At 70.9% G+C, this 19,958-nt stretch carries 19 protein-coding genes; 11 read left to right on the forward strand and 8 right to left on the reverse strand.

The window, feature by feature from the left end; all coding sequences use genetic code 11:
• From KZ829_RS02175 to KZ829_RS02190, 4 genes are read left to right on the forward strand one after another with little or no spacing between them, the layout of a single operon-like run.
• Positions 1-879: a sulfotransferase domain-containing protein gene (locus tag KZ829_RS02175; protein ID WP_220142168.1), complete on the forward strand. Its 879-nt coding sequence runs from the start codon at positions 1-3 to the stop codon at positions 877-879.
• Positions 876-2,378 carry an MATE family efflux transporter gene (locus KZ829_RS02180; RefSeq protein WP_308285308.1) on the forward strand — a complete coding sequence of 501 codons (1,503 nt, stop codon included), beginning with the start codon at positions 876-878 and terminating at the stop codon, positions 2,376-2,378. The genes KZ829_RS02175 and KZ829_RS02180 overlap by 4 nt, the downstream gene beginning before the upstream one ends.
• Positions 2,375-3,109, forward strand: coding sequence for a class I SAM-dependent methyltransferase (locus KZ829_RS02185; protein WP_220142169.1), 735 nt, complete (start codon positions 2,375-2,377; stop codon positions 3,107-3,109). The genes KZ829_RS02180 and KZ829_RS02185 overlap by 4 nt, the downstream gene beginning before the upstream one ends.
• Positions 3,102-4,097, forward strand: a complete 996-nt coding sequence (locus tag KZ829_RS02190) for a glycosyl hydrolase (protein ID WP_220142170.1) — start codon at positions 3,102-3,104, stop codon at positions 4,095-4,097. The genes KZ829_RS02185 and KZ829_RS02190 overlap by 8 nt, the downstream gene beginning before the upstream one ends.
• Here KZ829_RS02190 and KZ829_RS02195 read toward each other — a convergent pair.
• Positions 4,087-4,461, reverse strand: a complete 375-nt coding sequence (locus KZ829_RS02195; RefSeq protein ID WP_220142171.1) for a VOC family protein — start codon at positions 4,459-4,461, stop codon at positions 4,087-4,089. The two genes, KZ829_RS02190 and KZ829_RS02195, sit on opposite strands and share 11 nt — an antisense overlap.
• 109 nt (positions 4,462-4,570) lie before the next feature.
• Between KZ829_RS02195 and KZ829_RS02200 the strand changes: the two genes are divergently transcribed.
• Positions 4,571-5,152: a DUF4262 domain-containing protein gene (locus KZ829_RS02200; RefSeq protein WP_220142172.1), complete on the forward strand. Its 582-nt coding sequence runs from the start codon at positions 4,571-4,573 to the stop codon at positions 5,150-5,152.
• A gap of 3 nt (positions 5,153-5,155) precedes the next feature.
• Here KZ829_RS02200 and KZ829_RS02205 read toward each other — a convergent pair whose 3' ends face one another.
• A complete protein-coding gene (locus tag KZ829_RS02205; protein WP_220142173.1) occupies positions 5,156-5,941 on the reverse strand; it encodes a WecB/TagA/CpsF family glycosyltransferase in 786 nt (261 codons plus the stop codon).
• 62 nt (positions 5,942-6,003) lie between these two features.
• Here KZ829_RS02205 and KZ829_RS02210 point away from each other — a divergent pair, with 62 nt between their 5' ends.
• The 4 genes from KZ829_RS02210 (at position 6,004) to galT (ending at position 9,779) form a co-directional block, all read left to right on the forward strand.
• Entirely contained in the window at positions 6,004-6,936 is a 933-nt protein-coding gene (locus KZ829_RS02210; protein ID WP_220142174.1) for a sulfotransferase, read from the forward strand.
• Positions 6,936-7,850: a glycosyltransferase family 2 protein gene (locus tag KZ829_RS02215; protein WP_220142422.1), complete on the forward strand. Its 915-nt coding sequence runs from the start codon at positions 6,936-6,938 to the stop codon at positions 7,848-7,850. The genes KZ829_RS02210 and KZ829_RS02215 overlap by 1 nt, the downstream gene beginning before the upstream one ends.
• 70 nt (positions 7,851-7,920) lie before the next feature.
• Positions 7,921-8,697, forward strand: coding sequence for a DeoR/GlpR family DNA-binding transcription regulator (locus KZ829_RS02220; RefSeq protein ID WP_183222931.1), 777 nt, complete (start codon positions 7,921-7,923; stop codon positions 8,695-8,697).
• A complete protein-coding gene (gene galT, locus KZ829_RS02225; RefSeq protein ID WP_220142175.1) occupies positions 8,694-9,779 on the forward strand; it encodes a galactose-1-phosphate uridylyltransferase in 1,086 nt (361 codons plus the stop codon). Before KZ829_RS02220 ends, galT begins: the two co-directional genes overlap by 4 nt.
• Before the next feature lie 64 nt (positions 9,780-9,843).
• Here galT and adhE read toward each other — a convergent pair whose 3' ends face one another.
• Together adhE and KZ829_RS02235 are read right to left on the reverse strand one after the other, a co-directional pair.
• Positions 9,844-12,417: a bifunctional acetaldehyde-CoA/alcohol dehydrogenase gene (gene adhE / locus KZ829_RS02230; RefSeq protein WP_308285310.1), complete on the reverse strand. Its 2,574-nt coding sequence runs from the start codon at positions 12,415-12,417 to the stop codon at positions 9,844-9,846.
• Between the two features lie 160 nt (positions 12,418-12,577).
• Positions 12,578-13,795, reverse strand: a complete 1,218-nt coding sequence (locus KZ829_RS02235; RefSeq protein WP_220142176.1) for an NADP-dependent isocitrate dehydrogenase — start codon at positions 13,793-13,795, stop codon at positions 12,578-12,580.
• A gap of 192 nt (positions 13,796-13,987) precedes the next feature.
• On the opposite strand from KZ829_RS02235, the gene KZ829_RS02240 reads away from it, so the two are divergent.
• Positions 13,988-14,629, forward strand: a complete 642-nt coding sequence (locus KZ829_RS02240; protein ID WP_220142177.1) for a hypothetical protein — start codon at positions 13,988-13,990, stop codon at positions 14,627-14,629.
• A gap of 69 nt (positions 14,630-14,698) precedes the next feature.
• Here KZ829_RS02240 and mdh read toward each other — a convergent pair whose 3' ends face one another.
• The 3 genes from mdh to purN all read right to left on the reverse strand — a co-directional run bounded on the left by mdh (position 14,699) and on the right by purN (position 17,945).
• Positions 14,699-15,649, reverse strand: coding sequence for a malate dehydrogenase (gene mdh, locus KZ829_RS02245; RefSeq protein WP_183222928.1), 951 nt, complete (start codon positions 15,647-15,649; stop codon positions 14,699-14,701).
• Positions 15,650-15,771: 122 nt separating this feature from the next.
• Complete coding sequence (gene purH, locus KZ829_RS02250; protein WP_220142178.1) at positions 15,772-17,331, reverse strand: bifunctional phosphoribosylaminoimidazolecarboxamide formyltransferase/IMP cyclohydrolase; 1,560 nt, start codon at positions 17,329-17,331, stop codon at positions 15,772-15,774.
• The gene (gene purN, locus KZ829_RS02255; protein ID WP_220142179.1) at positions 17,328-17,945 is read right to left on the reverse strand and encodes a phosphoribosylglycinamide formyltransferase; all 618 of its coding nucleotides are present in this window, start codon (positions 17,943-17,945) and stop codon (positions 17,328-17,330) included. Before purN ends, purH begins: the two co-directional genes overlap by 4 nt.
• A gap of 141 nt (positions 17,946-18,086) precedes the next feature.
• Between purN and KZ829_RS02260 the strand changes: the two genes are divergently transcribed.
• Positions 18,087-18,413, forward strand: coding sequence for a DUF4190 domain-containing protein (locus KZ829_RS02260; RefSeq protein ID WP_220142180.1), 327 nt, complete (start codon positions 18,087-18,089; stop codon positions 18,411-18,413).
• On the opposite strand, the gene KZ829_RS02265 is transcribed toward KZ829_RS02260, so the two are convergent.
• Positions 18,410-19,843: a cell division protein PerM gene (locus KZ829_RS02265; protein WP_220142181.1), complete on the reverse strand. Its 1,434-nt coding sequence runs from the start codon at positions 19,841-19,843 to the stop codon at positions 18,410-18,412. The two genes, KZ829_RS02260 and KZ829_RS02265, sit on opposite strands and share 4 nt — an antisense overlap.
• Positions 19,844-19,958 lie beyond the last annotated feature (115 nt).

Consider the following 19,958-nt stretch of genomic DNA (forward strand, 5'->3'; position numbering starts at 1 on the left):
ATGCACGTACGCAATCTGCCCGCACCGGTGAAGCGGGTCGTGCACCTGGGCTCCCGGTCCTTCGGACGGCTCACCGCGGAGAGCCGGATGCTGCCCTCGTTCCTGATCTGCGGGGGGCAGCGCTGCGGCACCACGTCGCTCTACCGCGCGCTGGCCGCGCACCCGGTCGTGCTGAAGGCGGTGCTGCACAAGGGTGTGCACTACTTCGACACGTCCTACCAGCGCGGGCCGGAGTGGTACCGCGGCCACTTCCCGACGCTGCGCAGCGCCGAGCGGATCGCCGAACGGCACGGGGTACGCGCGCAGACCTTCGAGTCCAGTCCGTACTACATGTACCACCCGCAGGCGGCCGCCCGGATCGCCCACGACCTGCCCTACGCCAAGCTCGTGGTGCTGGTCCGGGACCCGGTGGAACGCGCCTACTCGCAGCACCACCACGAGGTGGCCCGGGCCTACGAGTCGGAGCGGGACTTCGGCGCGGCCCTGGCCCTGGAGCCGGCCCGGCTGCACCGTCAGGAGGAACGGCTCACCCTCGACCCGTCCTACTACAGCTTCGCCCACCAGCATCACGCGTACCGGTCCCGTGGCGAGTACGCCCGCTACCTGAGCGTGGTGGCCCAGCATGTGGGCCGGGAGCGGATCCACGTGGTGGAGAGCGAGCGCTTCTTCAGCGACCCGGAGCCGGTCTACGACGAGGTCTGCGCCTTCCTCGGGCTGCCCTCCGGGCTGGAGCGGCCCACCTTCGAGCAGCACAACGCCCGCCCCCGGCAGGCCGACATGGATCCCGGGCTGCGCCGCGACCTGTACGCCTACTACCAGCCGCACGACGAGGCGCTGGCCGGCTGGCTGGGGCACACCCCGGTCTGGCGCCGCCGGTGACGGCAACGACCGCACAGGCGGATCCGCGCGGCACCACCCGGGACACGGCCCGCGGCGGGCTGGCCAACATGGCCGGCTCGGCGCTGGCCGGCGGCACCGGTGTGGTGGTCACCTGGATCGTGGCCCGGGCACTCGGCGCCGAGCAAGCCGGTGCGTTCTTCGCCGCCACGGCCGCGTTCGTGCTGGTATGCGGGCTGGCCAAGCTCGGCACCCAGACCGGGCTGGTGTACTGGCCGGCCCGGCTGCGCAGCACCGGGCAGGACCATCTGCTGGGCGCCTGCCTGCGCGCCGGCATCCCGCCGGTGGCCGGGTTCTCGCTGCTCCTGGGCGTGGCGATGTGGCTGGCCGCGCCGGCGATCGCGCGCCTCACCGCGGGCGAGGCGCCGGAGGTGGTCGCCGGGCACACCGCCGGGCTCCGGGTGCTGGCCGTCTTCGTCCCGCTCCAGGCGCTCACCGACGTGCTGCTCACCGTGACGCGCGGCTACCGGAGCATGCGGCCGACCGTGCTGCTGGACCGGGTGCTGCGCAGCGGGCTGCAACTGCTCGCGGTCGGCGCGGCGGGGGTGGCGGCGCTCTGGGTCACGGCCTCGCTGCCGGTCTTCGCGCTGGCCTGGGCCGCACCGTATCTACCGGTGGCGATCCTGGCCGCGGTGGCCGCGCGTCGCGCGTACGCCTCGGGCCGGACGAGGGTGAGCACCGACCGGGGTGAGCGTCGCCGCGTGCGCCGGGAGTTCTGGGTCTTCACCGCCCCGCGGGCGGTGGCCGCGGTCGCCCAGCTCGCGTTGCAGCGGGTGGACGTGCTGCTGGTGGCGGCGCTGGGCGGGCTGGCGCCGGCGGCCGTCTACGCGGTGGCCGGCCGGTTCGTGGTGCTGATCCAGTTCGCGAACCAGGGTCTGTCGCAGTCGGTGCAGCCGCGTCTGGCCGAGACGCTGAGCACCGGTGACCTGGCCGCCGCGAAACGGCTCTACCAGATCGCGACCGGCTGGCTGGTCCTGGTGACCTGGCCGATCAGCCTGACGGTGATGGCGCTCGCGCCCTGGTATCTGCGGCTGTTCGGCGACGGGTACGCCTCCGGCGCCCCGGTGGTGCGGGTGCTGGCCGCCGCGATGCTGGTGGCGACCGGCTGCGGGATGGTCGACATGGTCCTGGCGATGGCCGGCCGCACCTCGCTGAACCTCGGCAACGTGCTGATCGCGCTGACCGTGACGATCGGCCTGGACGTGTGGCTGATCCCGCGCTGGGGCGCGCTGGGGGCGGCGGCCGGGCTGGCCGGGGCGATGGTGGTGAACAACCTGCTTCCGCTGGCCCAGGTCCACCGGAGCACCGGTCTGCACCCGTTCGGCCGGGGGACGCTCACGGCGGCGCTCCTGGCCCTCGTCTGTTTCGGATTCATCCAGTTTTTCCCGGCGGCCATCGTGATCGCCGTCCCGGCGTACGCCGCGGGGGCGTGGCTGCTACGCGGACCGTTGATGCTCGGCGCATTCAGGAGGAAGAGTTGACCAGCGATTACACAGGGGTGTTCCAGGACACCGAGGCGGTCGAGAAGTACGAGACCGTGACGTACGCCCCGGACAGCTACGCGTCGCGGATCAACGACCGCCAGCGGGACTACCTGCGCGCCCTGGTGCGCCGCGAGTTCCCCGAGCATCCACCGGTCCAGCACGACTTCGCCTGCGGCACCGGGCGGGCCGTCCGGGCGCTGCACGGCCTGGTCCGGGAGGCGCACGGGTACGACACGTCGGCCGAGATGATGTCGAAGGCCGCCGAGGTGGGGTCGCGGGCCTACTGGCACCTGGTTCCCCAGGAGGGTCCGGTGCCGCAGCCGGTGGCGGCCGGCTTCCCGGCGATCGTCACGATCTTCCGGCTGCTGCTCAACGTCGACGAGGGGGTCCGGGACCGGGCCCTGGCCTTCGCCGCCAAGGTGCTGCCGCACCGCGGATCCGGGCTGCTCGTGGTGGAGAACCACGGCAACGCCGGATCTGTCCGGCACCTGCGGGCCCGGCGGCACAGCGGGGAACGCTGGTTCGCCGAGCTCTCCCACGATGAGGTGGGGCGGCTGCTGGCCCGGCACGGTTTCGAGATCGTCGAGCGGCGCGGCTTCTCGATGCTCACGCCGTCGCTGCACGACCACCGGGTGGCCCGGCTCGCCGACGCGGCGGCACGACGGATGCCGGGCAGCGACGCGTACGCGGTGAACGTCCTCTACACCGCCCGGCGGCTCCATGCGTAGCGGGCTGATCGCCACCGCCCTCGTGCTCCTGCTGCTCGGGGGCTGCTTCTCGGGCGACCGGGAGGAGCCCGTCCCGACGCCGTCACCCGACCTGAGCAGCCCACCGCGGGCGGTCGCCATCAACCGGGGCCCGTTCCAGGCCGGGCCCTTCGAGGCGCCCCAGCGCGGCGCCTACCTCGGGGCGTGGATCAAGCCGGACGAGCTGACCCAGGTGGGCCGGCTCGCCGCGGTCGGCGCCCTGGAGCAGTCGCTGGGCCGGAAACTGCACTTCATCAACACGTACCGCCGGTTCGAGCAGATGATGGGCACCCCCTCGGACGCGGCGTTCCTCGCCGACGGCGCCAAGCTGATGATCAGCTGGGCCACCGGGGACAACCGGTCCATCCTGGCCGGGGAGCACGACGAGCTGATCCGCGAGCAGGCCCGGGCGATCCGGAAGATCAAGGACCCGGTGATGCTGCGGATGCGCTGGGAGATGGACCGGCCCAACCTGCGGGCCACCATGTGGTCCGGCGAGGACTACATCGCGGCCTGGCGGTACGTCCGGAAGATCTTCCGCGAGGAGAAGGCCGACAACGTCTCCTGGGTGTGGTGCCCGACCGCCGAGGGCTTCATCCGGGGCGACGCGCCGGCCTTCTACCCCGGCGACGACCAGGTGGACTGGACGTGTGTGGACGTCTACGCCGGTTTCGAGTTCCAGCCGATCGGCACGCTGATGGGGCCCTTCCTGGAGTGGGCCGCCCAGCGTCCGAAACCGATCGTGATCGGCGAGTTCGGCGTGGCCAAGGCCTGGGGGTCGGAGGGCCGGGCCGCCTGGCTCAAGGACGCCGAGCGCACCTTCAAGGTGAACAAGCAGATCAAGGCCGTCGCCTACTTCGAGTCCGATCCCGACGGGAACGGGCCGAACCAGCAGTTCCAGCTCGCCGGGGACGAGCGGGCCTTCAAGGCGTTCCTGCGGCTGGTCCGGGACCCGTACTTCAATCCCTGATCCGCTCGAGGAACTCCAGCCGGTTGCCGTGCCCGTCGGCCGAGTAGAGCCGCCGGTGACCCGGGAAGTGGGGATCCCACTCGACCGGGTGCCCGGCGGCTGCCAGCCGCTCGGCCAGCGCGTCCAGGCCGTCGATCAGCACACCCGGATGCGACTTGAGCGCCGGCACGAAGTCCGGGACCACGCTGAGATGCGTCTCCCAGCCGCCCGCCCGGAACCAGCAGCCACCGCGCGCGGCCAGCACCGGCGGTTTCACGACCTCGGCCATGCCGAGGACGCCGCTGTAGAAGGCCCGGGCCACGCCCTCGCCACCCGGTGGGATCAGCAGCTGCACATGGTGCAGGTCATCGATGCGAAAACCCATGATCCGATCTTAACCGTACGAGCGTACGGTTTGCCAGCCCGGAAAAGTGTCGTACGTGTGTTCCATAGTGAGCTCAGCCAGTTCGGGCCGAGCCACGGGGGTGTCACCGATGTCCTACCTCGACGACTTCTTCGAGGAGCAGAGCGAGATCATCGAGCGGTTCGGGTGGGCCGTGGTGCACGTCCTGCCGGGTGAGGACGATCCGGCCGAGACCGTCCCCTTCGCATACACGGTGGGCCTGACCGGATACGGCTATCCCGAGCTCACCATCGCCGGCGTGTCCCCGGAGATCGGCCACCAGCTGCTCAACGAGGTGGCCGGGCGGGTCCGCGACGAGGGTCTCCAGCTGCGCCACGGTCACCGCATCCGCGGCCTCATCACCGGCCAGGAGGTGCGGGTCGTGGGCGGCGAGATCCGGGCCGAGCTGTTCCCCGGCGCCGCCCTGATGCGCTACGGCGACGACCGGGTGCGGTTGCTGCAGCTCGCCTGGCCCGACCCGGGCGACCGTTTCCCCTGGCAGAGCGGTTACGACGCGGCGGGCTTCCCACAGCCGACGCTGGGCGTGCCCCTCACCCGGGCCGGCCGCCGTTGCGCCGCCTTCCGCGGGGTCCCGGGCAGCGCCCGCCGCCGGCGAGCGCCCCGCTCCCGGCGCGACTCCCCCGGCGGCGAGGGCGGCAACCTCCGTCCCTGACGATCAGCGACGACCGGCCCAGCGCGGGGCCCAGGCCAGGAGGCGCAGGGCGTAGGGGGCGTCGCGGCGGAGGTAACGGCCGGCCAGGCGGCGCGGTTCGACGCCGAGGCGGTGGACCCACTCCAGGCCGCTGCGCTGCATCCAGAGCGGGGCGCGCCCGAGGTCGCCGGCGACGAAGTTGACCGCGGCGCCGCAGCCGACGAACCAGGTCCGGGGCAGGTCACCGCGGAGGCGCTCGATGACGTCCTCCTGCTTGGGGAAGCCCAGGCCGACGAAGACCAGATCCGGTTCGGCGGCGATCACCTTCGCACAGAAGTCGGCGTAGGTGCTCTCGTCGAGTTCGAAGCCGTAGTCGGGGCTGATCGTGCCGGCGATCCGCAGACCGGGGCACGCGGCGGTGAGCCGGGCGGCCGCCCGGGCCGCGCCTCCTCCGGCGGGGGCCGGGGTTCCGCCGACCACGAAGACGGAGCGGCTGTCGCGGCCGAGGCCCTCGGAGAGGGACCAGATCAGGCTGCTGCCGGCCACCCGCTCGGGGAGCGGGGCGCCACCGAGGCGGCTCGCCCAGATCAGTGGCATGCCGTCGGCGACGATGAGGTCGGCGTCGTCGAGGTGGCGCCGGACGGCCGGGTCGGCGGCGGCGCGGCGAAGGATGTCGATGTTCGGGGTGACGATGCGGCCACCGCGGCCGTGGGCGAGAGCGTCCCGGACAACGGCCACGACCTCGTCCTCGGTAATGCGGTCGATACCGGTGCCATCTAGGTGCACACGGTCGAAAGCCTCGATAGTCACCTAACGCCTCCTTCTGCCTGTTTCACTCGTTACCTGAGCGAAACGAGCGAAGGCGAGCCAAAGTGGCACAAGTGCTTTTTCTGGGCGGATTCGGACGTAGTGGGACAACACTCGTCGAACGCCTGCTCGGCGAACTGCCCGGGATGTGCGCTCTCGGCGAGGTCGTTCATCTCTGGCAACGCGACATCCGAGACGACGAGCGGTGCGGCTGCGGCGCCCGGTTCTCCGGCTGCGCGTTCTGGCGGCGCGTCGGCGACCTGGCCTTCAACGGCTGGGCGAACGTCGATGTCGACCGGGTCCACAAGCTCCGCGACGCGGTCGAGCGAACCCGGCACATCCCGCGCCTCGCCTCGGCCACCACCGCCACCGACGAGGTCCGCGAGTACGCCTCCTACTACGCCCGGGTCTACGCCGCGGCGGCCGAGGTGTCCGGCGCCCGGATGGTGATCGACTCCTCCAAGCACTCGGCACTGGCCCACGTGCTGCGCTGGGCGGACGACCTGGACCTGCGCGTGGTGCACGTGGTGCGGGACGCGCGCGGGGTGGCGTACTCCTGGACCAAGACGGTGAGCCGGCCGGAGACCGACGGCGCCGACCAGATGACCCGCTACTCCCCGGGCCGCTCGGCGGTGCTGTGGAACGCGCACAACGCCGCGTTCGGCCTGCTGGCCCGCCGGGGCGTGCCGGTGTACCGGATCCGCTACGAGGAGTTCCTCACCGACCCGCGGGCCGGTCTGATCCGCCTGGCCGACTTCGCGGGCCTCCCCCTGCACCCGGAAGACCTGGACTTCCTCCGGACCGAACACGCCGACCTGCGGGCCGGGCACAGCGCGGCGGGCAATCCGATGCGCTTCACCGTCGGCCGGCTGGCGCTGCGCCGCGACGACGCCTGGGTCCGCGCCCTGCCCAGCACCCAGCGCCGCCTGGTGGGCGCGGTCTGCGGGCCGCTGCTGCGGGCGTACGGCTACCCGCTGAACATCGCTTCGGAGGCATGATGAACTGGCCGTCGGTCGGGGTCGTGATCCCCACCCGGAACCGCCCCGAGCTGGTCCGCCGCGCGATCGCCGCGGTGCGCGGGCAGCGCTACCCGGGCGACCTCAAGGTCGTCGTGGTGTACGACCAGACCGAGCCGGACTATCTGCTGGCGTCCACCGACGGCGTACCGGTGCTGGTCCTGACGAACTGGCGGGCCGCCGGTCTGGCCGGCGCCCGCAACACCGGGCTGATGGCGCTGGACACCGAGCTGATGGCGTTCTGCGACGACGACGACCAGTGGCTGCCGGACAAGCTGCGCCGTCAGGTGGCGGCGCTGCTCGCGGAGCCGTCGGCCGAGTTCGCCACGTGTGCGATCGAGGTCGAGTACGAGGGCCGCCGCACCCCGCGACTGGCCGGCCGCAGCCGGGTGACGGTGGAGGACCTGGCCCGGTCCCGGATGGCGATGCTGCACTCGTCGTCGTTCCTGCTGCGCCGGGAGGCGCTGGCCGAGGACGCGATCGGGATGGTCGCCGAGGACGCGCCGGGCAGTCAGAACGAGGATTGGGACCTTTTGCTAAGGGCGGCCCGCCGGAGTCCGATCGTTCATTTGGACGAGCCGTTGGTCCGGGTGCTCTGGGGGCGGACCTCGCAGTACGCGTACGAGTACGCCACCAAGATCTCGTCGCTGCGCTGGATGATGCGGCGGCACCCGGAGATCAGCGGCTGCGGTCCGGGGGCGGCCCGGGTGTACGGACAGCTGGCCTGCTGGTCGGCGGCGTCCGGTAACCGGGGCGCGGCCTGGCGCTACAGCAAGGAGGCGGTCCGGGCCAACTGGCGCGAACCGCGAACCGCGATCGCGCTGGCCGCGATGACCGGAGCGGTGAAGGTGGAGAACGTGCTGTCGGCCCTGCACAAACGCGGCCGGGGTATCTGAACTCACCCTTTCGAACCGACCCGATCACGGGGTACTGTTCGAGTGTGTTCGAATTAGTTCGGTCCAACTGATGTTGGCTCAGCAGAGACAGGCCGCGATCCTCGACCGGGTCCGCGCCACCGGCGGCGTCCGGGTCACCGAGCTCGCCGCGGAGTACGGCGTCTCCGACATGACGATCCGTCGTGACCTGGAGGCCCTCGCCGACCGTGGTTTGCTGGCGAAGGTACATGGTGGAGCGACGACCGTCAGTCCCGGTTCGGCGCACGAGCCCGGCTTCGCCGCCAAGTCGGTGCGCCAGCGCGGGGAGAAGACGGCGATCGCCATGCGGGCGGCCGCCATGGTCTCCCCCGGCGACGCCATCGCCCTGTCCGCCGGCACCACCACGGCGGAGCTGGCCCAGCGCCTCGTCGATGTGCCGAGCCTGACCGTGGTGACCAACTCGATCCCGGTCGCCGACGTGTTCTACCGCGCCGGCCGCCCGGATCAGACGGTCGTGCTCACCGGCGGCACCCGGACCCCGTCGGACGCGCTGGTCGGCCCGGTGGCGGTGGCCGCCATCGGCACCCTGCACCTGGACATGCTGTTCCTCGGTGTGCACGGGATGAGCGAGCGCGCCGGATACACCACCCCCAACCTCATGGAGGCCGACGTCAACCGGGCCCTGGTGGAGGCCGCCGAGCGCCTGGTGGTGCTCGCCGACCACACCAAGTGGGGCACCGTCGGCATCTCCTCGATCGTGCCGTTGGCCCGCGCCGACGTGCTGATCACCGACGACGGCCTGGAGGCCGGCGCCCGTGACCTCCTCACGGAAACAGTTCCCGAACTCGTGGTGGTGAATCCCCAATGACCCCGACCCGATCGGCCGTCCGGCTCTCCGACGGCCGCGAGCTGATCTACTTCGACGAGGCCCCCGGCAGCGGCCGGTCCGGGTACCCGGACACCCGTCAGCTGCCGCCGCCCCCGCCGGCCTCGCAGTTGCGCCACGACCCGCTGACCGATGAGTGGGTCGCGATCGCCGCGCACCGCAACACCCGGACCTTCCTGCCGCCGTCGGACGCCTGCCCGCTGTGCCCGACCACCGAGCGGTTCGCCAGCGAGATCCCGGCGCCCAGCTACGACGTGGTGGTCTTCGAGAACCAGTTCCCGTCGTTCTCCGACCGGATCGTGCCGGACGAGCTGACCCAGGTGACCGACATGGTCCCGGTCCGGCCGGGCCACGGCCGGTGCGAGGTGGTCTGCTTCACCAGTGACCACGACAGCGCCTTCGGCTCGCTTCCGCCCGCGCGCGTTCGTACCGTGATCGATGCTCTCGCCGACCGGACCGCCGAGCTGTCCGCGCTGCCCGAGGTGGCACAGGTGTTCCCGTTCGAGAACCGGGGTGTCGAGATCGGCGTGACCCTGCACCACCCGCACGGCCAGATCTACGCCTACCCGACGGTGACCCCGAAGACCGCGGCCTACCTGCGGGCCGCGAAACGGCACTTCGAGAAGACCGGGCGCAATCTGTACGCCGACGTCCTCGCCGCCGAGCAGGAGGCGAAGGTCCGGGTGGTGGCGTCCAACGAACACTGGACGGCGTATGTGCCGGCCGCCGCCCGCTGGCCGTTCGAGGTGCACCTGGCCCCGCACCGGCAGGTCCCCGATCTGCCGGCGCTGACCGATGCCGAGCGCGACGCGTTCGGTCCGCTCTACCTGGACCTGCTGCGCCGCTTCGACGGGCTGTTCGGCAAGCCGATGCCGTACATCTCGGCCTGGCACCAGGCGGTCACCGGCGAGGGCCGCGAGCTGGGCTATCTGCACCTGCAGCTGTTCAGCATCCGGCGGGCCGCGGACAAGCTGAAGTTCCTGGCCGGGTCGGAGTCGGCGATGGGCGCGTTCGTCAACGACATCGTCCCGGAGGCCGCGGCGCAGCGGCTGCGCGACATCTGACACGACGGTGGGGAGGCCCGGGACAAGGCCTCCCCACCGTTCAACGAGCCGCGCGGGTTACCGGTTACTGCCCGTAGTAGGCCTCCTTCATGATCCGTTCGAGATCGGCCAGCATCGGCATCCGCGGGTTGGCCGGCGCGCACTGGTCCAGGTAGGCGTTCATGGCCTGCTGCGGCAGCGCGTCCAGGAACTCCTTCTCGTCCACGCCGGCGTCCTGGAAGGACGACGGGATGCCGACGGCCGCGCGCAACCGCTCGACGGCCTGGGCGTAGGACTCGACGCCCTGCTCCGGGGTGCCGGCGGGTAGGCCCAGGTGCCGGGCGATGTCCTGGAAACGCTCGGGGGCGATGTACCGCTCGTACTTCGGCCAGCTGTTCAGCTTCGACGGCACGGTGCCGTTGTGCCGGATCACGTGCGGCAGCAGAATCGCGTTGGTCCGGCCGTGCGCCACGTGGAAGCTGGCGCCCAGGGTGTGCGCCATGGCGTGCACGATGCCGAGGAACGCATTGCCGAACGACATGCCGGCGATCGTCCCGGCGTTGTGCATCTTCTCCCGTGCGACCGGGTCCTCGGGGCCGGCGGAGACCGCCCGCTCCAGGTTGCCGAAGATCAGCTTGATGGCGTGCAGGGCGAGGCCGTCGGTGAAGTCGCTGGCGTAGACCGAGACGTACGCCTCGGTGGCGTGGGTCAGCGCGTCGAAGCCGCTGTCCGCGGTGACCACCGGCGGCAGATCCTTGGTCAGGTGCGGGTCGATGATCGCCACGCTCGGGGTGAGCGCGTAGTCGGCCAGCGGGTACTTCTGCCCGGTCGCGGTGTCGGTGATCACGGCGAACGGGGTGACCTCGGCGCCGGTGCCGGAGGTGGTCGGCACGCAGACCAGCTTGGCCAGACCGCCCAGGGCCGGGAACTTGAAGGCCCGCTTGCGGACGTCGAAGAACTTCTCCTTCATGTCCGCGAAGTCGACGTCCGGGTGCTCGTAGAGCAGCCACATCACCTTCGCGGCGTCCATCGGTGAGCCGCCGCCGAGCGCGATGATCGTGTCCGGCCGGAAGGAGCGCATCAGAGCCGCGCCGGTCTGCACCGTCTCGATGCTGGGTTCCGGCTCGACGCCGTCGATCACCTGGATGGTCACCGGCTCCGGGCGCCGGCGCAGCACGTTGCTGATCCGGTCGACGTACCCGAGCCTGGTCATGGTGTGGTCGGTGACGATGGTGACCCGGGAGACGTCGGGCATGTCCCGGAAGTACCGGATGGCGTGCGGCTCGAAGTACATCTTGGCCGGCACCTTGAACCACTGCATGTTGTTCGTCCTACGGCCGATGCGCTTGATGTTGAGCAGGTTGAGGGCGGACACGTTGTCGGAGACCGAGGTGTGCCCGTAGCTGCCGCAGCCCAGGGTGAGCGAGGGGCGGAAGCCGTTGTAGATGTCGCCGATGCCGCCCTGTGAGGCGGGCGCGTTCCAGATGATCCGGACCGCCTTCATCCGCTTGCCGAACCGCTCCGACAGGCCGGCGTCCCTGGCGTGCACGACCGCGCTGTGCCCGAGCCCGTGGAACTCGACCATCTGCTCGGCGTACCGGATGCCCTGCTCCTCGTCGTCGGCCCTGAGCACGGCCAGCACCGGGCAGAGCTTCTCCCGGCTCAGCGGCTCGGCCGAACCGACCTCGCCGATCTCGGCGAGCAGCACCGAGGTGTCGGCCGGGATGGAGAATCCGGCCTGCTCGGCGATCCAGGCCGCGGACCGGCCCACCACGGCGGCGTTCAGTTTCCGCCCGTCCGGGAAGATGAAGTCCCGCAGCAGCCGCGTCTCGTCCTCGGTCGCCAGGTGGGCGTGCAGCCGCCGGAACTCCGCGAGCGCCTGCCCGGCGACCGGGGCGTCCAGGACGACGGCCTGCTCGGAGGCGCAGATCATGCCGTTGTCGAAGGTCTTCGACAGCACGATGTCGTGGACGGCGCGGACCACGTCGGCGGACGCGTGAACGTACGCCGGAACGTTGCCGGCGCCGACGCCGAGGGCCGGCTTGCCGGTCGAGTAGGCGGCCCGGACCATCGCGTTGCCGCCGGTGGCCAGGACCGTGGCGACGCCCGGGTGGTTCATCAGGGCCGAGGTGGCCTGGATGGAGGGCTGCTCGACCCACTGGACACAGTGCTCCGGTGCGCCGGCCGCGATCGCCGCGTCCCGGACCACCCGCGCCGCCTCGGCACTGCACCGCTGGGCGTTCGGGTGGAAGGCGAAGACGATCGGGTTGCGGGTCTTCAGCGCGAGCAGCGCCTTGAAGATGGTGGTGGAGGTGGGGTTGGTCACCGGCGTCACGGCGCAGACCACACCGACCGGGTCGGCGATCTCGGTGATGCCGTTGATGTCGTCGCGGTGGATGATCCCGACCGTACGCATACCGGCCATGCTGTTCGTGACGTGCTCACAGGCGAAGATGTTCTTGACGGCCTTGTCCTCGAACACACCCCGCCCGGTCTCCTCGACCGCCGACCTGGCCAACTCGCCATGCTTGTCCAGCGCGGCCACGGAGGCCTTGCCGACGATGTGGTCGACCTGCTCCTGGGTGAAGTCCGCGTAGTCGGCGAGGGCCTTCTCCGCGTGACGCACCAGCAGATCGATCGTCGCCTCCAGCTCGCTCACGATCCTCTTCCCCTCGCTCGGGTCAGCGGGGATCCATCCCCGCCTCCTTCATCCTTGGCGTGGCGGGAATCGATGTACGCGGCGTGAAGGCCCGTTCTGAAAGGACGAAGGTCCCGCCGGCACGGTGGCCGGCGGGACCTTCGAGGTGTTACCGCTGGAGTCAGGCGGCGAGCTTGCGCGCCAGGTTCTCGTCCAGAGCGTTCATGAACTCGTCGGTGGACAGCCACGGGGCGTCGCGGCCGATCAGCAGCGCGAGGTCCTTGGTCATCTGGCCACTCTCGACGGTCTCGATGCAGACACGCTCGAGCTTCTGGGCGAACTCGGTCACCTCGGGGGTGCCGTCCAGCTTGCCGCGGTGCTTGAGGCCGCCGGTCCAGGCGAAGATCGAGGCGATCGGGTTGGTCGAGGTCTTCTCGCCCTTCTGCCACTGCCGGTAGTGCCGGGTGACGGTGCCGTGGGCCGCCTCGGCCTCGACGGTCTGGCCGTCCGGGGTCATCAGCACGCTGGTCATCAGACCGAGCGAGCCGAAGCCCTGGGCCACCGTGTCGGACTGCACGTCACCGTCGTAGTTCTTGCAGGCCCAGACGTAGCCACCCTCCCACTTCAGGGCGGCGGCGACCATGTCGTCGATCAGCCGGTGCTCGTAGGTGAGACCGGCCTCCTTGAACTGGTCCGCGAACTCGGTCTCGAAGATCTCCGCGAACAGGTCCTTGAAACGCCCGTCGTAGGCCTTCAGGATCGTGTTCTTGGTGGAGAGGTAGACCGGGTAGTTACGGGCCAGGCCGTACCGGAACGAGGCCCGCGCGAAGTCACGGATCGACTCGTCGAAGTTGTACATCGCCATGCCGACGCCACCGGCCGGGAAGTCCGCGACGTGGAATTCCAGCGGCTCGGAGCCGTCCTCCGGCGTGAAGGTGACGGTGAACTTGCCGGCCTTCGGCGCGACGAAGTCGGTCGCCTTGTACTGGTCACCGTGGGCGTGACGGCCGATGATGATCGGCTTGGTCCAGCTCGGTACCAGCCGGGGTACGTTGCTCATGATGATCGGCTCGCGGAAGACCACGCCGCCGAGGATGTTGCGGATCGTGCCGTTCGGCGACCGCCACATCTTCTTCAGGCCGAACTCCTCGACCCGCGCCTCGTCCGGGGTGATCGTGGCGCACTTGACGCCCACACCGTGCCGCTTGATGGCGTTGGCCGAGTCGATCGTCACCTGGTCGTCGGTCTCGTCCCGGTACTGGATCGACAGGTCGTAGTACTCGAGGTTCACATCGAGGTACGGCAGGATCAGCTGCTCACGAATCTGCTTCCAGATGATCCGGGTCATCTCGTCGCCGTCGATCTCAACGACCGGGTTCTTGACCTTGATTTTCGCCATCGGCCGGCGCTCCTCTCCCGAAACACACGCTTAGCAGTACGAGCGTACTGCCCGCTCCCCGTAGATCGCCGGGCGGCCCCGTTCCGGCGGTCCCCTCTACCATCCCAGGCCGGGACGAATCGGTACGCCGATCCGCGCCACCGCTGCTCACCGGGCAGATCGGTGACGGTGCTCACCCATTAACATCGAGCGATGCCCAACGCCCGTCCCCGAAACCGGAGAGCCGGACGACGGTTCCAGACCGTAAAGACCAGGCCGAGCCGCGCGCAGGGCCTGGCGAAGCCGCCGCCGGAACCCGAACCGGCGCCGAAATCCACCGGCCTCTTCATGCTCCAGGCGTTCGGCTGGCTGGTCGCGGCCGCGGCGTACCTGGGGGTCATGGCGGCGGGCGAGATCACCGCGCGAAACTACGCCGAGGGCGCCCGCCAGATCACCGGCGGCCGGGCCGGGGGCATGGCCTTCGCCGGCTGGCTGATCATCGTCGCACTGTTCGCCCTGGCCTGGGCACTCATCCTGCTGCTCCGCAGAAAAGCCGCCAAACCGGCACGGTACGCCGTGGCCGTGGCCGCCGCCCTGCTACTGCCGACGGTCTTCGTGCTGTTCCCGTACAGCGGCAACTACGTGGCGGACCTGGTCGGTGGCGCGGGTGGCTCCGCCTTCATCACCGGGCTGCGGTTCGGCGCCTGGGCCGGGGTCGTCCCGTTCCTCGCGGTGCCGTTGGTGCTGTCCAGCCAGCGATTGAAGGACCGGTTCGGCGACGAGGCGGTCAGGTGGGTCACCACCGTGCTCACCGCTGTCTTCGTGGTCACGATGCTGGCCCTGGCCGTCGCGTAGAGACGACGAAGGCCGGGGCGCACCGCCCCGGCCCACGTCAGCGAAGTCGCTTACTCGCTCAGCGAAATCTTAGAGGTGCGCGACGTCCGCCTGCTTGGCGCGGACCGCCTCGGCGGCCTCCTTCAGGCCGGCCAGCTCGCTCTCGGTGAGCTTGTCCTCGACGACCTTCTTGATGCCCTGCGCGCCCAGCTCGGCCTCGACGCCCAGGTAGACGCCGGAGATGCCGTACTCACCGTCGACCCAGGCACAGACCGGCATGACCACGCCGGAGTCCTCGGCGACGGCCTTGGCCATGCGGGCCGCGGCCGCCGACGGGGCGTAGTACGCCGAGCCCGTCTTCAGCAGCGCGACCACCTCGGCGCCACCGTTACGGGTACGAACGACCAGCTCCTCGATCTTGTCGGCCGGCAGCAGGTCGGACAGCGGCTTGCCGTCGACGGTGCAGCGCGACGGAACCGGCACCATGGTGTCGCCGTGCGAGCCCAGGGTCAGCGCCTTGACGCTGGACACCGGGACGTTCAGCTCCTCGGCGATGAAGTTGGTGAACCGGGCGGTGTCGAGCACGCCGGCCTGGCCGAAGACCTGGTTCCGGGGGAACTCGGTGGCGAGCTGGGCCAGCGCGGTCATCTCGTCGACCGGGTTGGACACCACGATGACGACGGCGTTCGGCGCGTACTTCTTGATGTTCTCGGCGACCTGCCGAACGATCTTCGCGTTGACCTCGAGCAGGTCCATCCGGCTCATGCCCGGCTTACGCGGCAGACCGGCGGTCACGACGACCACGTCGGAGCCCGCGATGGCCTCGTAGCCCTCGCCGTTCGGGCCGGTGCTGACGCCGACGACCTTCGTCTCGAAGCCCTCGATCGACCGGGACTGGTTGATGTCGAGCGCGAGACCCGCCGGCTTTCCGTCGATGATGTCGGTGAGAACCACCGTCTCGAAGATGTCGTACTCGGCGAGACGCTGCGCGGTCGTGGACCCGTAGAAACCGGCGCCTACGACGGTTACCTTCTTGCCCATAGCTCTGCTCTCCCAGTGTCCGGGCGAATTTTCGCGACCGTATCAGCCGGTTAACGGACGATTACCAGCCGGTCGGCTGAACGGGAGATAAGCCACCTCAGCCGACCCTGCCAGCAATGTGATCAGTGGTAGAAGTGCCGCGTCCCGGTCAGGTAGACAGTCAGGCCGGCCTTCTCGGCGGCCTCGATCACCAGGTTGTCACGGATCGAGCCACCGGGCTGGACCACCGCCCTGATTCCCGCCTCGATCAGCACCTCGAGACCGTCCGGGAACGGGAAGAACGCGTCGGAGGCCGCCACGCTGCCCTGGGCCCGCTCGGCGCCGGCCCGGGAGACGGCCAGCTTCGCCGAGTCGACCCGGTTGACCTGCCCCATGCCGACGCCGACGGTCGCGCCGTCCGACGCCAGCAGGATGGCGTTGCTCTTCACGCTGCGGATCGCCCGCCACGCGAACACCAGGTCCGCCAACTGCCCGGCCGAAGCCGGCGCGCCGGTCGCGAGGGTCCAGTTCGCCGGGTCGTCGCCGTCGGCGTCGATCCGGTCCGCCGACTGCACCAGCACGCCGCCGCCCACCTGCTTGATCTCGGTGGCCGGGGGGTTCCAGGCCGGGGCGACCAGGACCCGCAGATTCTTCTTCTCGCGGAACAGTTCCAGGGCCTCGGCCTCATAGGAGGGCGCCACGACGACCTCGGTGAAGATCTCGCCGAGCTGCCGGGCGAGCTCCGCGGTCACCTCGCGGTTGACCGCCACCACGCCGCCGAAGGCCGACACCGGGTCGCACGCGTGCGCCTTGCGGTGCGCCTCGGCCACATCCGCCCCGACCGCGATCCCGCACGGGTTGGCGTGCTTGATGATCGCCACGCACGGCTCGGTGAAGTCGTTGGCGCTACGCCAGGCGGCGTCCGCGTCGACGTAGTTGTTGTAGGACATCTCCTTGCCGTGCAGCTGCTCGGCCTGGGCCAGGCCGGCGGGCGCCTCCGGGTCCAGGTAGAGCGCGGCCCGCTGATGCGGGTTCTCCCCGTAGCGAAGCGTGTTCTCCCGCCTCAGCGCGAGCCCGGTGAACTCCGGCCACTCATTTTCCGCCAGCGTCGAGGCACACCAGTTGGCGACGGCCACGTCGTACTCCGCGATGTCCGCGAAAGCGCGAGCCGCGAGCAGCCTACGTTGCGTCAGCGTGAAGCCGCCGTCCTTCACCGCCTCCAGCACCAGGGGGTACGCGGAAACGGCCGTGACGACCGCGACGGAGGCGTGGTTCTTGGCCGCGGCCCGGACCATGGCCGGCCCACCGATGTCGATCTTCGCGATGCACTCCTCCTCGCCCGCACCCGAGGCGACCGTCTCGGTGAACGGGTAGAGGTTGCTGATCAGCAGGTCGAACGGCTCGATGCCGTGCTCGGCCAGCTCGCTCACGTGGCTCTCCAGCCGCATGTCGGCGAGCAGCCCACCGTGGACACGCGGGTGCAGCGTCTTGACCCGGTCGCTGAGGATCTCCGGGAAGCCGGTCAGCTGCTCGACCCGGGTGACCGGGACACCGGCCGCCTCCACGGTCGACGCGGTCGACCCGGTCGAGACGATCTCTACCCCGGCGGCGTGCAGCGCCTGCGCCAGCTCGACGATGCCGTCCTTGTACCAGACGCTCAGCAGCGCCCGCTTGATCGGACGACGACCCTCTGTGGAGGTCACGGAATCCGTACCTTTCTGTCCTCTATGGTCCAGCCCTCACGGACCAGGCGGCCGACGAAGTCGACCAGCTGGGCCCGCTCGGCCACCTTGATGCGCTCGGTGAGCGTGTCCTCCGTGTCGTCGTCGAGCACGGGGACCACGGTCTGGGCGATGATCGGCCCGGTGTCGACACCGGCGTCCACGAAGAAGAGCGTCGCGCCGGCCACCTTCACCCCGTACGCCAGCGCGTCCCGCGGACCGTGGATGCCGGGGAAGGCCGGCAGCAGCGCGTTGTGGGTGTTGATGTACCGGTCGCCGAACGCGTCCAGGAACTGTTTGCCGACCAGCTTCAGGAAGCCGGCCGAGATCACCAGATCCGGGCGGTGGCCGGCGACGTGCCCGGTCAGTGCGGCGTCCCAGTCGTCCCGGGTCGCGTAGGCCTTCACCGAGTCCACGAAGGTGGGAATTCCGGCGGCCGCGGCGTGGTCCAGGCCGGCGATCCCGTCCCGGTCGGCGCCGACGGCGACCACGGTGGCGCCGTACGCCGGGTCGGCTGTCGCTTCGAGGAGAGCCTGCAGGTTGCTGCCCGATCCGGAGATGAGGACGACCAGGCGGGCGGGCGCGGGGTCAGTCACCTGTGCACCCTATCGTCGCGCGGGACCATCCCCGACAACGGGGCGTTTCCCGGGCGGGATCGGTCACTCCTGCGTTAAGCTGCGACGACTTGGGCATCCGTACCGATCATTGGTCGCACGCCGGATCCGGAGGACCGAAGCATGAGCACTCCCCCGCCCTATTACGGACCACCTGGCGGCATGCCGCCGTCCGGTGCCGACAACAACCAGGGCCTGATCGCCATGATCCTGGGCATCGTCTCGATCCCGGCGCTCTGCTGCTTCTATCTCGGGGTGCCGCTCGCCATCGCGGCGATCGTCCTGGGTTTCCTCGGCAAGCAGAAGGCCGAACAGGGCCGGGCCACCAACCGCGGGCAGGCCATCGCGGGCATCGCCTGCGGTGGCGCCGCACTGGTCCTGACCGTGGTGTTCGTGATCCTGGGCCTGGTCCTGCAGGACTTCAACCCGCAGGACTTCCAGAACTTCTAGGACCGGCGGAAGAACGCCCTGGTGGCGACGGCTCCGAGGGTGACCGAGACGGCCACCACGAGGGCCGCGACGAGGCCGGTCTGGACCGGGTCCGGCCCGATCCGGGCCAGCCGCCCGGAGCCGACCGCACCGCCGGAGAGCCAGGCCAGCACACCCAGGGCGACCCCGGCGACCGGGCCGGCGAACAGGCCCGACGTCACCAGCAGCGACCAGCGTGGCTCGACGACGGCGGCGGAGCCCTTGCCGGCCCGCCGGGCGGCCCGCCACGCGCTGTCCCGGCCGAACCGCAGCCGCTGGGTGAGCGCCCAGCCGGCCACCGTCCCGGCGATCACCGGACAGGCCAGCAGCAGGGTGCCGATCGACCCGACCGGGCCCTCCGGGAGCCCGGCGACCAGCGGCAGCATCGGCGGCGGCCCGACCGCCACCTCGGTGAGCCGGACGATGGTGCCGGTGCCCAGCGCGAAGCCGGGGCCGAGCAGGTAGGCGGCCGCCCAGATCGAGACGTTCACCGCGTACCCGATGCTGATCAGGGTGATGCCGGCCTGGCCGGCCACGCCGGTCTGGTAGCCGGCGATGATGTCCGCCGCCTGCGCTCCGCCGAGCGCGACCGCGAGCCCGCCGGCGGCCGCTCCGGCGGCGAGGATCAGGAACGCCGCGACCACACCGGACCGCAGACCGTGCCGGATCGCGGGTGGCGCCCGGCGCGCCAGGACCGAGATCGCGTCGGTGCCGCGCAGCGCCCCGACCAGCGATCCGAGGACGCCGAGGGCGAGGAAACGCGACGCGGCCACACCGGTGGAGACCTCCGTGCCGCGGCCGTCCACCAGGATCGCGGCAAGGGCTCCGACCAGGGCGTACGCGCAGCCGACCACCACCGCGACGAGGAGCGCCCGGGGAAACGAACCGGTTCGCCTGGCCCCGATCGCCCGGGTCACGTGCAGCCCGGCCCGGTTGAGCCGCCAGAGCACGAAACCGGTGAGCGCCAGCGGGGCGAGCGCGAGCGGCCCGATCGAGGTCCCGATCGGCACCCCGTGCCCGAGCATCCACCCGGCCAGCCCGGCGTGCGCGGCGCCGGCCAGCCCGCCGGAGCCCTCCAGGGTGCGGGCCAGGCCGATCACGGCGGCCACCGGGAGGTAGGTCAGCAGGGCCGCCCACAGCGTGGCGAAGAGGGCCGCGACCGGCAGCGGGGCGCGCCGCCCGGGGGTGGGCCGGCGCTGGGTGGGCACCCGGACCGTCTCCCGGCGCCCGAGCATCTCCTCGTCGAGCACCACGGTGTCGCGCCGGCAGTCATCGGTGCCGATCGTCTCGGTGATCCGCTCGGCGGGGGCCTCCCGCTCGACGGCGGCGGTGTCCCGCACCACGGACTGGAGCGCCTCGGCGACCGCGAACGGGTCCTCCGAGCCGCCGGGCCGGTCGGGTGTGCTGGACATCGCGCCTACTTTTCCATGCCGATGCCAGAGCGGCGATACAGATACGGCGGCGGGGGGGGGGGGGGGGGCGGGGGGGGACCCACGCCCCGGGCCGCGGCGCCGACCGTGCACAGGC

Source organism: Actinoplanes hulinensis, assembly GCF_019429605.1.
Lineage (GTDB): Bacteria > Actinomycetota > Actinomycetes > Mycobacteriales > Micromonosporaceae > Actinoplanes > Actinoplanes campanulatus.